Origin of the sequence: Methylomonas aurea (assembly GCF_024505045.1) — a bacterium.
In the GTDB taxonomy this organism is placed as follows: domain Bacteria; phylum Pseudomonadota; class Gammaproteobacteria; order Methylococcales; family Methylomonadaceae; genus Methylomonas; species Methylomonas aurea.
The window spans coordinates 100,778-114,307 of record NZ_JANIBM010000003.1 but is presented as its reverse complement, the minus strand read 5'-3'; the positions used below and the strand labels follow the sequence as shown (position 1 = coordinate 114,307).

Annotated in this window: 9 protein-coding genes; 4 read left to right on the top strand and 5 right to left on the bottom strand. The window is 56.1% G+C overall.

All coding sequences use genetic code 11. The features are described from left to right. The first annotated feature begins 14 nt into the window (after positions 1 to 14). Entirely contained in the window at positions 15 to 359 is a 345-nt protein-coding gene (locus NP603_RS03720; protein WP_256609584.1) for a hypothetical protein, read from the top strand. On the opposite strand, the gene NP603_RS03715 is transcribed toward NP603_RS03720, so the two are convergent. The 3 genes from NP603_RS03715 to NP603_RS03705 form a co-directional block, all read right to left on the bottom strand. Next, entirely contained in the window at positions 328 to 1,536 is a 1,209-nt protein-coding gene (locus NP603_RS03715) for a methyl-accepting chemotaxis protein (RefSeq protein WP_256609583.1), read from the bottom strand. The two genes, NP603_RS03720 and NP603_RS03715, sit on opposite strands and share 32 nt — an antisense overlap. Before the next feature lies 1 nt (position 1,537). Next, a complete protein-coding gene (locus tag NP603_RS03710; protein WP_256609582.1) occupies positions 1,538 to 2,890 on the bottom strand; it encodes a diguanylate cyclase in 1,353 nt (450 codons plus the stop codon). Positions 2,891 to 3,006: 116 nt separating this feature from the next. Next, positions 3,007 to 3,657 carry a response regulator transcription factor gene (locus tag NP603_RS03705; protein WP_256609581.1) on the bottom strand — a complete coding sequence of 217 codons (651 nt, stop codon included), beginning with the start codon at positions 3,655 to 3,657 and terminating at the stop codon, positions 3,007 to 3,009. Between the two features lie 198 nt (positions 3,658 to 3,855). Here NP603_RS03705 and NP603_RS03700 point away from each other — a divergent pair, with 198 nt between their 5' ends. Continuing rightward, the gene (locus NP603_RS03700; RefSeq protein ID WP_256609580.1) at positions 3,856 to 4,737 is read left to right on the top strand and encodes an NAD(+) kinase; all 882 of its coding nucleotides are present in this window, start codon (positions 3,856 to 3,858) and stop codon (positions 4,735 to 4,737) included. Between the two features lie 4 nt (positions 4,738 to 4,741). Then, entirely contained in the window at positions 4,742 to 6,430 is a 1,689-nt protein-coding gene (gene recN, locus NP603_RS03695) for a DNA repair protein RecN (RefSeq protein ID WP_256609579.1), read from the top strand. Positions 6,431 to 6,445: 15 nt separating this feature from the next. On the opposite strand, the gene NP603_RS03690 is transcribed toward recN, so the two are convergent. Further along, the gene (locus tag NP603_RS03690; protein WP_256609578.1) at positions 6,446 to 7,357 is read right to left on the bottom strand and encodes a DMT family transporter; all 912 of its coding nucleotides are present in this window, start codon (positions 7,355 to 7,357) and stop codon (positions 6,446 to 6,448) included. Between the two features lie 773 nt (positions 7,358 to 8,130). Here NP603_RS03690 and NP603_RS03685 point away from each other — a divergent pair. Continuing rightward, entirely contained in the window at positions 8,131 to 9,906 is a 1,776-nt protein-coding gene (locus NP603_RS03685; protein WP_256609577.1) for a GmrSD restriction endonuclease domain-containing protein, read from the top strand. Between the two features lie 265 nt (positions 9,907 to 10,171). On the opposite strand, the gene NP603_RS03680 is transcribed toward NP603_RS03685, so the two are convergent. Continuing rightward, on the bottom strand, positions 10,172 to 13,504 hold the full coding sequence (locus NP603_RS03680; RefSeq protein WP_256609576.1) for an NAD-glutamate dehydrogenase domain-containing protein: 3,333 nt from the start codon (positions 13,502 to 13,504) through the stop codon (positions 10,172 to 10,174). Positions 13,505 to 13,530: the final 26 nt, after the last annotated feature.

The following is a 13,530-nucleotide window of genomic DNA, read 5'->3' as shown; positions in this document are numbered from 1 at the left end:
ATCAGCCCGATTAAGTGCCCAACCACGACGCGCTGTCGGTGTCCTCAGACGAAGCGTCGATCAAAGCCATTGCCAGCCAGCGACGGCCGGCGCGCTATAACTTGCGATCGCGGCGGTTTTTCTTAGCGCAGAACGACGACAATCGATTCCGCTTTGTCGGGTTAGCAAATGTATCCGCCGTTGCGGCAGGCATGATGGCTGTTTTCCAGCAAAGTCAAAGCCGAACCATTGCGCTGCGCCCTTGCCGCGAGAAACGTTGCGGTAACTTCCCGAAGCTGCATGGATTTCCCCGCTTTATGGCGCCAAAGACGGCGCCGGCCGGCGGTTTTAGAACAACTCGACCTTTTGGTCGGGCGTGAGCCGGCGGCGATCGGCAGATTGCGCTTCGAGCGCATTATCCAGCAATAATACGCGCAAGCCGCGAATGCGCTGGTCGAAGCGCTGCAGCCCGTCGGCTTGGTCGCGGTCCTGGTGCAGCCGCAAAATCGCCTGCAGATATCCGCCGACATTCTGAGTCTCTTGGGCGATGCCGTCTATCATCTGCGTGACGATATCTTCGAACTGGATCGCCACCACCCCCTCCTGGGCCAAGTACTGAATGCGGTCGCTGACTTCGGTAATGTGGCTGGAATGCCCGTGGGCCATCGTCGTCAACTCGAGCAGTTCCCGATTCAGGCTAGCGATGTTCTCGTGCGAACGTTCGGCCAAGCTCAAATCGGTCTGCGCCGCTTGCGCCACGCGCAAGCCTACCTCGCCGAGGGAACGAATGATGTCCTGCAACGTGCTGCCGATTTCGTCGCTGAAGCGGCGGGTCTGCGCCGCCAGATTGCGGATTTCGTCGGCCACCACGCCGAAGCCGCGGCCGGCGTTGCCGGCTCTTGCCGCCTCGACTGAAGCGTTCAAGGCCAGCGTATCGGTTTGCCGGGTGATTTTACTGACCGCCCGTAGCGAGTTTTCGATACGGGCCGCCTTTTTCTGAACTTCGCCGAAACTGGAGGCGACTTCCTGGCTGGAGTCCTGCAACTCGTCCATTTTCGCCACGAACTCTTTGACCAAGCCCTGGGTATGGTCGAAAAACTTCTGCAATCCGACGGAATCGCGGCCGGTTCCGCTATCCAGCCCGGTCATCTGCAACACCTCGCCGATCAGCGCGCGCAACACCCGACGCTGTTCGGCCGATTGCGTTTCCAACCCGGTCAGGCTCGCCGACAATTTGCCGGTCGAATCGCAAATGGTTTGCCTGGCCACGGCCATTTTGTCTTCCAGCGCCGAAAAACGCCGCTCGGCGTAATCGAGGGCCTGATGGGACAATTGTTGGTATTCCAGCATTGCCTGTTCCAATTGCTCCATGCGTCGGCGCTGGTTGTCCTGCCATTGCCTTCGGCCGCTGAACGAACAGAACAAGGAGCCGCACAGCAATGCGGCGACTAGCAGCGGCCAGTCGGCGAAAACCGGACCAAAGGTTCGGCTCCATAACCAGCAACCGCAGGTCAGCGCCAACGCCGAGTAAGTCAAAACGGTATCCGGCCGCTTCATATCAGGCCTCCGCCGGGCTGGCGTCCGCAACGACGCAATTGCGACCGTTGCGCTTCGCCCGGTATAAGGCGTTATCGACCCGCTCGAAGAATGCCCGCTCGGTTTCGGCGGCGGCGAACTCGCCGGCGCCGATGCTGACGGTGGCGCGGATCTGCTGCGGCAAGTCCATATTTTCGATGGCTCGGCTTGCGCGCGCGGCAAATTCGGAGGCGCGGGCAAGCGGCGTATGCGGCAGTAGGACTGCAAATTCTTCGCCGCCCCAGCGGGTCACGTGGTCGACGGCACGGACCAAACTACACAGGGTCGCCGCCACCCTTTTCAAGACTTCGTCGCCGACCACATGCCCGTAGCTATCGTTGATGCGTTGAAAATGATCGATATCGATCAGCAACAACGAAAACGGCGCAGACTGGTAACGGCGCATACGCTGAACTTCCTCCGCCAGGCGTTTTTGCAACATGCGCCGGTTGCCGATGCCGGTCAGCGGATCGTTCACTGCGGACTTTTCCAGGCCTTGCGCCTTCGATTCCAATACCCCGACCAGTTCCTTCAATTCGCAGGAGTGGTGTTTGACCAAATCGATCCAGGTTCCGTAAGCGAACCCGACCAGTTCGCTTTGGGTCACGACACCGACCAGGCGGCGGTTTTCGTCGACCACTACCGAGCGCTTGATCTTCAGGGTTTTCAGTTGCATCAAGGCATCGTTTATCGTCGCGTCGGTACGGGTGGTCACGACCGGGCTGGTCATGTATTTCGCCAGCGGCAAATCCGTGGCGCTGCCGGACGACAGAATCCGAAAAATGTCCTTGGTCGTGACGATGCCGACCGGTACTTCGGCATCGACGACGATAATCGAATCTTCCATTTTGCGCAGGTGGCTGAATACGTCCTCGAGGATCCAATCCGGCGAAAAAGTGACCGGTTCCGTGCGCGAGATCAGCTCGCCTATGGTTTTTTTTTGGACCAGCACGGTCGGATCAACGGCCGACAAGATATCGGTATAGGTCAATATCCCCACCAGTTCGCCGCCGCTGCCGACCACACCCAAGTAGCGGTCGCCGCTCTTCTCCAGCCGATCCAAGCCGGCCAGGATATGTTCGTTTTCGTCGATGCAGGCGACTTTGCGGATCGGCAGGTCACTCAGCTTAGCGGAAGTTTGGCCGCCGTCGTGGACATAGGACAACAGGTCTTCGACCGAAAATACATAATGTCCGTCCGCTTGCTCTATCACAACGCTGCTGACGTTGTACCGGCTCAGCAGCTCCGATACCTCGCGCAGGTCGGTATCGAGCGTGGCTCGTAAAATTTCGCGCTGGGCAATCTTGCCTACGGTGGGAAACAGAGTTAATTCCATGAAAGTTGAAATGGGGTTAACGGTTGGTTTGAGCCAGGATGGCGGAAGGTATGGCCGGTTGATGAATGGCGCGAATCGGCAGTGCCGACTGGCCATCTCTGCTGTCAGCGCCGGCCTCATGTACCGGCGGAAAATTTTTTCGCCGCGCCGGGTGCGGCATTGACCGAGGCCCTGAATTCGTCGTAGCCGCGCAACAACTCGGTAACCGATTTGGCCCGTACCTTGCGCATCAGGTTGGCGCGGTGGACCTTGACCGTTTTGATGGAAATATCCAATTGCTCGGAAATTTCCCGGTTGGTCAGGCCGCTGACCACCATCTCGCAGGTCTGCAACTCTCGGCGAGTCAAACTCTTGAATTCGCTGACCCGCCGGGTATCGCACTCATATGCCGTCAGTGCCTGCTCCAAGGCGATCTGCATCCGGTCCAGCCGAAACGGTTTCTCGATCAAGTCGAAAACACCGGAGTTGATTGCCTGCACCGCCTTGGACATGCGTCCGGCTCGACTGATACAGACCCGCGGACACTGGCCGAAAAAACCGTCCGCCGGCCAACGCTCGAAAACATCCAGAAACTCCGGATCGAACACCACGCATAAAGCCAGCTTGGCGGAGTCGAAACGCAAACGGTTTTCGGTGGTCCAGTGGCTTAACGCAGTTCTACAGGAAAAATGCACCACCTCGGCAGCAAGCCGTTCGGCCATCCGCAAAATGCCTTTGTAAGAGGAGATGTCTGCATCGACAACCAGAATCACTCTGTCGAATTTCATGGAATCGGATCAAAATTGTTAATTTTCGGTAACGCGGTGCGCCGGAAATTTTTTGGATTCTAGCTGCATACGTTGGTTTGTCTATAGGTCTAAATACCTAGGCCTTCAGCGGCCGCGCTGAGCAGGCATACTTTGCGCGAAGACTTTCCGCCTGCCTGTTTGTATAATCCAAACAACACATCCAATACAGCCTAATCCATGCCAAGTCCATTCCAGCGCATCGGCCTCGTCGGCAAGTTCGGCGACCCCGGTATCGCGCCGACGCTGAACCAACTTTACCGCTATCTGCTGCGCCGGGGTTTTCAAGTGGCGGTGGAAAGCCAAAGCGCCGATCTGATCGAGAACGCCGAGGTCACCGGCGTCTACATCGAACGTCTGCCGGAGCATTGCGATCTGATGATTGCATTAGGCGGCGACGGTACTTTCCTGGCCGCGGCGCGCGCGGTGGCCGATTTCGACGTGCCGTTGCTGGGCGTGAATCTGGGCCGGCTCGGTTTTTTGGCGGATATCTCGCCGGAACAACTGTCCGGCAGCCTGGAGCAGATTCTGGCCGGTAATTACATCACCGAACAGCGCCACTTATTGAATGCGGCCATCATCCGCGACGGCACGCTGATCCACCAGCAAACTGCGGTCAACGAGGTCGTGGTGCACCGTTGGGTCACGCCGAGCATGATCGAGATCGTCACCAGCATAGACGGCATCTATCTGAACACGCAACGCTCGGACGGCTTGATCGTCGCCACGCCGACCGGCTCCACCGCCTATTCGCTATCGGCCGGCGGCCCCATCCTGCATCCTGCGTTGCACGCCCTGGTCTTGGTGCCGCTGAATCCGCATACCTTGTCCAACCGGCCGCTGGTGATCGACGACAACGTCACCATCGAAGTCCGCTTCAGCCGCGCCAAACAAATCAATGCGTTGGTGACCTGCGACCATCTGGAAATTCCGGACGTCCGCATCAACGACAAGATCGTGATCAAGAAGGCCGAGAAACCGATTAAAATTCTGCACCCGGCAGACCACGACTTTTTCCACATCCTGAGAAGCAAACTGAACTGGAGCGGCTACCCCGCCTGAACCCATGCTGCTAAACCTGAACATTCTCGATCTGGCCGTGGTCGACGCCCTGGATCTGGACCTCGACCCGGGCATGTCGGTATTGACCGGCGAAACCGGCGCCGGCAAATCCATCCTGTTGACCGCGTTGGGCCTGGCGCTCGGCGACCGCGCCGATTCCGGTTACGTCCGTCCCGGCAGCAAGCGGGCCGAGATCAATATCGAATTCGATTTGAGCAAAGCGCCACTGGTCAAACAATGGCTGGCCGACCACGAACTGGACGACGACAGCCAGTGCCTGATCCGGCGCACGGTCAGCGAGGACGGCCGCTCCAAAGCTTACATAAACAACCGGCCGGTCAATCTGCAGACCCTGCAGACCCTGAGCCGGCAATTGGTCGAAATCCACGGCCAACACGCCCATTTGACCTTGCTGGACGGCGAAGAGCAACGCCGGCTGCTGGACGGTTTCGCCAACAACCAGGCCTTATTGGAACAACTCAACGCTTGCTACCAAAACTGGCGCCAGGCGCACAAGGAATTGCAGCAACTGTTGAAGGCCGGTAGCGACCAGGCCGAGCGCGAGGAATTGCTGCGCTACCAACTGGAGGAATTGCAGCAACTGGACCTGGAAAATTTCGATTACCAGGCCCTGGCCGACGAACACCACAAGCTGGCTAACCTCGGCAAAATTCTCGGCGTCGGCCAACAGCAACTCGAGATTTTGTACGACAACGACCAGCAGTCGGTTGCCGACATGCTGGGCCACGTGATCCACGCGCTACAAGAGCTGGGCCAATACGCGGCCGAGCTGAACGGCGTGGCGGAACTGCTCGGCGACGCCGAAATCCAGATCGGCGAAGCCACCCAGCAATTGCGCCGTTTCCTGGAAAACCAGGAGGCCGATCCGCAACAGCTGGCTTGGCTGGAAACCCAAATTGGCGTGATCCAGTCGCTCAGCCGCAAACACAAAGTGCAGCCGGAAGAACTGCCGGCCCTGGCCACGGGCTTGAGCGAAGAATTGCACAATCTCAGCCACAGCAGCGAACGCATCGAAGCGCTGCACGCCGATTGCCAACGCTTGCTGAACCAGTACCGCAAACTGGCCGCCGACCTCAGCGACAGCAGGCGCCAGGCTGGCGCCGAGCTGCAGCAACGGATTTCCGATGCGATCAAGGAACTGGGCATGCCGCACGGCGAATTCATCGTCAAACTGCAGACGCCGGAACCGGCCGAACCGCAGCGCAACGGCCTGGACCAGATCGAATTCCTGGTCAGCACCAATCCCGGCCTGCCGGCCAAACCTTTGGCTAAAGTAGCCTCCGGCGGCGAATTGTCGCGCATCAGTCTGGCGATTCAAGTTACAACCAGCACCGACAAAACCACGCCGACCATGATATTCGACGAGGTCGATTCCGGTATCGGCGGCGGCATCGCCGAAATCGTCGGCCAGAAATTGCGCCGGCTCAGCCGCAATCGCCAGGTGTTGTGCGTGACTCACCTGCCGCAGGTCGCCGCCCAAGCTCACCAGCACCTGTTCGTCGCCAAAAACCAGAAGGCCGCCGTCACCTCGTCCAGCGTCCGCCGACTCAGCGATGAGGAACGGGTGCACGAAGTGGCGCGGATGCTGGGCGGCGTCACCATCACCGAAAACACGCTGGCCCATGCCAGGGAAATGCTGGCCTCGGGCGGATCGGCCGACGACCGGCACTAAGGCCTGCGCCGCGGTTCATTTTCGCGACAGGCTCAACACCCCGGCCAACACCAGCGCCGCACCGGCCATTTGCAAGGTGCTCAGTTGTTCGCCGAGAAACACGTTCGCTAAAAACAGCGTCGCCACCGGCCCCAACGCGCCGATCAGCGAAGCATGGCTGGAGCCTATGATCCGGATCGCCGCCGACAACATGAATACCGGCAACACGGTCGACACAATCGCCATCCACAAACTCAATTGATAGACCCGAGCCGAGACCAGCAGCGCCTGCGGCGGATGGGTCAACAGGAATTGGATCAGCGTTGCCGCACAGGCCACCAGCATCGCGTAGGCGGTAAAGCGCGACGCGCCTATCCTGGCCACCGTCTCGCCGGTGCCGATCAGATACGCCGCGTAAGTCAACGTGCTGGCAAACACGAAACCGGCACCCAACCACAAATGTTCGGCCTGCAACGTCACTTGCTCGCTGAACACCACGCCGATCCCGACGTAACTGAGCAGCAAGGCGACGATCTCTTTGCGGCCGAACGGTTTGTGCAACAACAGCGCCGACAACACCACGACCAAGGTCGGGTACAAAAACAGAATCAAGCGCTCCAGACCGGCAGAGATATATTGCAGGCCGATGAAGTCGAACAGGCTGGACAGGTAGTAACCCAGCAGGCCCAATAACAACAGCGCCGCGTAATCTCGCCGGCTCAAGGCCTGCGTCGGTTTTCGCCAGGCATGGCGCAAGGCCACGATCAGGAAAAACGGCGCCGAAAACAGCATCCGCAACGCTAACAAAGTCACGGCATCGACCGCTTCGCCATAAGCCAGTTTGACGAAAATGGCTTTGCCGGAAAAACCGATCGCGGCCAAAGTCGCCAAACCGAAGCCGAGCAAACGGCGGTGTTGAAATGAATGGGTGGAAACGGTTGTTGCCATTAGGCCTCCTGAATCGATGCGGGCCTTTGGCAAATGACGAAGCAACTGCGGCAAGCCCGCGGTTGCTTGAAAGTTTTTAGAAAAACGCAAACACCACGGCGAGAGGCAAGCCCCATAGCCAGCGGCGTTTATTGACGAGAAATAACGGATTAGAAAATAACATGCGCAGGATAGTAGCCGGATTTGGTCCGTTAGTACAACAAAAATTGGCCATTGCATGCCAAGGTTGGAATGAAAGCCGCTGGGAGTTATGTTGAGCCACGTTACTTTGGCTGGATTTCGGTTCTCAGGAAATTCGCCGACTGGTGGGCAAGGGGGATTGTCTTGTTACGACCCATAAGCGACAATCGCTTTGGCTTTTCAAATGGCGGTAAATTGATTATAAGCCGACGTTGGGTTTGTAAAGGTAGGCTGGGTTGAATGATAATGAAACCCAGCTTGGAAGTGCTTAAATTTTCGAATCTAACGAGCCGTTTTAACGTAAAGAAACTTGGATAGTTCACTGCGATTGCTGGGTTTCGCGTTGCTCTACCCAGCCTACGCGCTAACATTGAGCTGAACCAAAATGTCTAAAATATCACCCCTTGATTCTAGCGTTCTCGGCTAGTGTAAGCCAACCTGTGCGGACACCGATCTATGATATTCAATGGCTAAACTTAACCTTTAGCAGTCATAATTCCTTTTTAAACGATGATATAGCGGTATGTATGCCTGTGCCGCTACCTTCAAACTTTTACCTGTACTCTAGACTCACGGATATATAGGATAAAAAAATGAGTATCACCCCTCGCGGAATGAGTGTCCAAGAAGCATATCGCCTGTTTCGAGATAATCGATTAATCGTAAATCGCAAGTATCAACGGAAGCTTGTTTGGACCTTAGAGGAAAAGCAGAGCCTAATTGATAGCTTGATCAGAGATTACCCCATACCCTTGATTCTCTTCGCCGACGCTTCTGAAGCTGGATCGACTTATTACGAAATCATGGATGGCATGCAGAGATTGAATGCAATCTTCTCATTTATTGATAACGTATTTCCAATAGGTGATAAATATTTCGACATCAATGAGTTCTCAAGGGCCAAACAAGCAGCTGAGGCAGGTATATTTATTCCTGTTAACCGTGAGGAGCACGCATTTCTACCTCCTTCAGTCTGTGCCGATCTTCTAGATTACCAATTGGCGGTAACTATTTTTCCGATCGAAACTGACGATCAGGTTACTGATGTATTTGGACGGATAAATTCAGGTGGGCGCCAGCTGAGTGCACAAGAAAAACGTCAAGCTGGCATGGTCGATGACTTCTCGATGTTAATTCGTGAGCTTGCATCTGAGATTCGTGGTGATTCTTCTAAGGATCGCCTCCCTCTCGCAGGTATGCCTGAAATTAGTATTGATACTAGTAGGACTGATATGGGCTACGCCTTAAAAGCGGAGGAAATTTTCTGGTGTAAGCAAGGAGTGCTTTGGACAAAGCAGTTACGTGATAGTGAAGATGAGGAAATGATTGTGGATATTTGCGCCTCAATAGTTCTCGGAGATCCCATCGCAAGAAGCAAAGAGTTTTTCGACAAAATCTATGAAGAAAATGACGTTGAATATGAACGATTACGCCGAGAGTTTTATCACTATGGTCCGGATCGTCTTAAGGAAGAGGTAAAGGTGACTCTTTCGGTACTTAAAGAGGTCATTGAGTCGTACAGTCTGGAACCGAATGCTTTAAGGGCTGTGGTTAATCCAAGTGCAAGAAACCCTATCAAGAGTTCTTTCTTTGCAATATTTATGGCCTTCCACAAACTCGTTATTGTCGAGGCGAAAACGCCAGACGATAGCTCAAAAATAATGGCCGCGCTTCAGGGTTTGCAAAAATCGCTAATTTCTAGTGCAAAATATTCCACTACCGAAGATCGAATAAAGAATGTTGATAAGACAACAGGCTTAATCCAAAGATATTTTATTAAAAAAGACCCTCCTTTACTTAGGCATGGCGCGGGCTTGGCTCTTGATATGGAAAACTCTCTTCGCAGATCAAGAATAGAAACTTCACGATACGAATGTAAACAAGGGTTTGTGGATCTATCTCCGAATAGGAAGTTCGATAAAAACTTGTGCAATAGAATTATTGAAACGATATGCGGTATCGCTAACGTCGGCCCAGATTCTGATGGATTTATTTTTATCGGCGTTGCGGACAAGAAAACGGATGCAGAGAGAATAGCCGAACTAGATGGTATAACGCCAATTGCTGTTGGAGCGCGTTATGTTGTCGGTTTAGATAGAGAAATGTTGTTGTTATCTATGAACCAAGAGCAATGCTTGGAAAAAATAATGGGGTTCGTAAGAAACTCCGAATTATCAGAGCCGTTGAAAAGCCAAGTATTGTCACAATCTGATTATGTAGATTACAAAGGAATGTCGGTTCTTAGAATAAGAATTCCGCCGCAAAAACAAATATCATTCGATGGCGAAAAGGTCTTTATTCGAGAAAACTCCTCGACTATCGAAGCTACAGGTAAAAAATTACTGGCAGCAAATGCACTCTTTAAATAACTTACAGCCAAGCTACAACTAAGATAGCAAACTAGAGAGTTGCATCTGTATGTCTCGGCGCTAAGCGGCAGCTTTCAGCTTTCTGCTGCCATTTACTGGCTATCTTTGAATGTCGCAAAATGGCCGGCATCAAACATTGCCCCCAACCAAGTTTTGCTTAAAACAGTCCGGGTTAAAAGCAAGAACCGATCTGCGTTCCAACCCTAGCATGCAAAAACCGCAAAAAATCGGACTCTCGGCAGCCGACGGCGATCATCGGACGTTTTCAGCCAGCATTGCCTTGCCCCGGCAACACCCCGCCCAAAGCGCGCACCAGCGCGACGTAACTCAACAAATTCAACGACGTCAATTTCCGGCTTTCCGCCTGAATTTTGCGGTAGCGGTTCAAGCCGGCCCGCAATTGTTTCTGTTCGATATATTCGGCGCAGGAACTGCAACCGTGGGCCAGCATTTGCTTGACCCATTCGCCGGCGAAACGGCGCAAATCCGCCTGCAATGCGGCGCAAACGCTCCGGACCCAAAAATCGCGTTGCGGAATCTGCGCCAATTGCTGAGCCAGCGGGCGAATAACCAAGGTTTGGTCGACGGATTGCAGCAAGCGGTCGACGCTGGCGAAATCGCGTCCCGATTCGCTGACCAGCGCCGCCAGCCACAAAAAGTCGGGCAGGCTTTCGATAAAAACCATCTCGGCCGCCAAAGCCCCCGCCATTCCGGCTTGCGCATACTCGCTGGTCTCCGGGACCGGATCGTCGGCAAGGCGGTAGCGCCGGTAATCCGCCAGCAATGTCCGATACGCAGCGACCGTTTCGCTATCAGGTTCGACGGCCGGCCGCCGGCTCGCAGCCCAGACACAAAAGTCTAATAAAGCCTGCTCCAGCTTGAGCAAAGCGCGGTAGCGGCTAGCGTTTGCCAGCTCCGGCCCGGCTGCCGCAATCCGCGTCCGCAATGCTTCGCCGGCCAACGCCTGATCGAAAGCCAGATAGGCGTCGACTACCGCCAATATGCTGCCGTTCTCACCGTCGTCGAGCGCCAGAAAGCTGCTGCCGGCCTGGTTGACGATCCGGTTGGCGATCACGGTGGCCTTGATCTCGGCCGCCAACGGATGCTCGGCCAGATGGGCGCCGAAGCGCTCGCGCAGCGGCGCGGGAAAATAGGCCGCCAGGTACGGCTGGTAGCAAGGCGCATCCAGGTGGGCGCGCGCTTTCTCCAATTGCCGCGCCAGAAACATTTTCGCGGCGGCCATCAACACGGCCAATTCCGGGCGCGTCAGGATCTGCCCCGGCCGACTCAGAATATCCTTGGTCTCCGGAAACGATTCGACGCCACGATCCAGAAAACCGGCCGCCTCCAGCCGCTCAGCGACCTGGATGAACAAGCCCGGATCGGCCTGGCAACGAATTTGGTCCAGCGACAGGCACTGGCTTTGGGCGATGTTGTCCTGCAATACCGCGGCACATACTGCGTCGGTCAGGCTTTCGAACAAGCTTTGGCAATCGTCGACCAGGCTTTGCTTGTGCAGGCCGGCGAGCAATATTTTCAGATTGACCTCGTGGTCGGAGGTATCGACCCCGGCGGAATTATCCACCGCGTCGGTGTTGATCCGGCCGCCGCGCAAGGCGTACTCGATTCTGGCGGCTTGGGTAAAACCCAGGTTGGCGCCCTCGCCGACCACCAGCGCCCGCAATTCGCCGGCGTCGATGCGGACGTTGTCGTTGCCGCGGTCGCCGACATCGGCGTGCCGTTCCGCACCGGCTTTAACGTAGGTGCCGATCCCGCCCAGCCACAGCAATTCCACCGGCGCCTTCAGCAGGTACTGGATCAAGGCTTCGCCGTCTATGCTGCGGTAGCGGATGCCGAGCCAGTTCTTCAGTTCCGGCGACACCGGAATGTCCTTATCGCTACGGTTATAGACCCCGCCGCCGGCCGAGATCAAATTTCGGTCGTAATCCTGCCAACTGGAACCGGGCAATTCGAACAAGCGTTTGCGCTCGTTGAACACGGCAGCGCCGGCCGGGGGGTTCGGATCGATAAAGATATGCTGGCCGCTGAACGCGGCTTGCAAGCGAATGCAGGGCGACAGCAGCATGCCGTTGCCGAACACGTCGCCATCCATACTACCGATGCCGACCACGCTGAAAGTCTCGGTTTGAATGTCCTTGCCCATTTCCCGGAAATGGCGCTTGACGCATTCCCAGGCGCCGCGGGCAGTGATACCCAACGCCTTGTGGTCGTAACCGTGCGAGCCGCCGCTGGCAAAGGCGTCGCCCAGCCAGAACCGATACTCGGCCGCAACGGCATTGGCGATGTCGGAAAATTTGGCCGTGCCTTTGTCGGCCGCCACCACCAGATAAGGGTCGGGATCGTCGTGCACCACCAGTTGCGGCGACCCGACCACGACGCCGTCTTGCAGGTTGTCGGTCAAATCCAGCAAGCCGCGGATCAGGCGACGGTAGGCCTGCTGCCCGGCCTGCCTGAAGTCCTGGTTCGAGCCGCCCGGTTTGACGACGAAACCGCCCTTGGCGCCGGTCGGGATGATCAAGGCATTCTTGCTGATTTGAGTCTGCATCAGATCCAGGATTTCGGTACGGAAATCGTCGATCCGGTCCGACCAGCGGATGCCGCCGCGCGATACCCGGCCGCCGCGCAAATGGATGCCTTCCATATCCGCGGCGTGAACGTAAATCTCGTATTGCGGCCGCGGCGCCGGCATGTCGATCACGCCCAGGCTGTTGAGTTTGATCGCAATAAAATGCTCGGCAGCCTCGCGCCGCAGGTGGAAATTGCTGCGTACCGTGGCGTCGATCAAATTGAACAGGCCGCGCAAAATCCGATCGTGCTGGATATTCGCCACCGCAGCCATGGTTTGCAACAGTTGCATGCGCAACGGAAACAACACCTGCTCGTCCCTGACGGCGTAATCCTGCCATTCCGGATCGGGGCGAAACCGGGCTTCAAAATAATCGAACAGCCCGCGCGCGGCGGCGGGATTGGCAGCCAGCGCCTGCTGGATGGTGGCTTTGCTGGTCCAGTTGTGCAACTGCAGAAAATAATTGCGGTAAGTCCGCAACACGTCGCAATCGCGCCAGTCCATGCCGGTCAAGGCCACCAGCCGGTTCAAGCCGTCGTTTTCGACCCACCCTGCCATCACCGCCCGGATCGTAGCCAGCAACTGCGGTCTGATCAGGTCCAGCGCCACGCAATCGGCCGCAGCCGGTTCGACGCTGAAACTTTTCAGATAAACCGTTTGCCGCTCCAGACCCAACACGAACTGAACCTGATCCAAAACCCGCAAATTCAGGTTCTCCAGCACCGGAATGAATTCGTCCAGATAACGTTGCCGAGTGCCGTAAAAATTCAGGCGGTAGGCTTCGGCAGCGCTGGCGGGTTCCAACAATTCGGCCGATTGCGCCGTTGGCCCGGTTAATCGCTCCAGATTCAGCAGATCCCGAACCGCTTGCTGCGGCGCGATCAGAGCCTGGTAATCGAAGGGTAAGACAGAGGCAAAGTTACGCCACAGTGCCGTCGCATGCTCGATGTCGAGCGCCTGCTGCAAGGCGGCGAGAAGTCGTTCGTTCCAAGAAGCGTCCTGATTCTGCATGATCGATGCCCTATGTTTTGAGGGGA